Genomic DNA, 555 nt, shown 5'->3' with positions numbered 1-555 from the left:
TCTATGACTCTGACCGTATGGCCGATATCCTTTCCCCCCTTGGATATGACCTGACCGATAAGCCCCAATCTGCGGACATGGCGATCCTGAACACCTGCCATATTCGCGAGAAAGCCTCGGAAAAGACATTTTCCGAACTGGGCGTGCTGCGGAAAATGCGGGAAGAGCGCAAGAAAACCGGCGACGGGGACATGATCATTGCTGTTGCGGGCTGCGTTGCGCAGGCCGAAGGCGAGGAAATCATGAAACGGGCGCCCTTTGTGGACATGGTTTTTGGCCCGCAATCCTATCACAAACTGCCCGAGATGCTGGCGGCGGCAAGCCGCGGGGCCGGACAGGTTCTGGATACGGATTTCCCGGTTGAACCCAAGTTTGACCATCTTCCGGCAGAAGCCATCGACACCAAACTGAGCGCCTTCCTCACCGTTCAGGAAGGCTGCGACAAGTTCTGCGCCTTCTGTGTGGTTCCCTATACACGCGGCGCCGAATTTTCCCGCGCCACCGACGACATCCTTTCCGAAGCAAAACGCATGGTCGCGGGCGGCACCCGTGAAA

The 555-nt window shown here is 57.7% G+C and carries 1 pseudogene; it reads left to right on the top strand.

The features are described 5' to 3' along the window. Positions 1 to 555 (top strand): annotated as a pseudogene (locus QQJ79_RS15930) (tRNA (N6-isopentenyl adenosine(37)-C2)-methylthiotransferase MiaB); the annotation flags it as partial.

This window comes from Brevundimonas denitrificans, from assembly GCF_030160755.1.
Classification (GTDB): Bacteria; Pseudomonadota; Alphaproteobacteria; order Caulobacterales; family Caulobacteraceae; genus Brevundimonas; species Brevundimonas denitrificans.
Note: the sequence above shows the minus strand (reverse complement) of the source record. Positions and strands in the feature narration are given on the sequence as shown.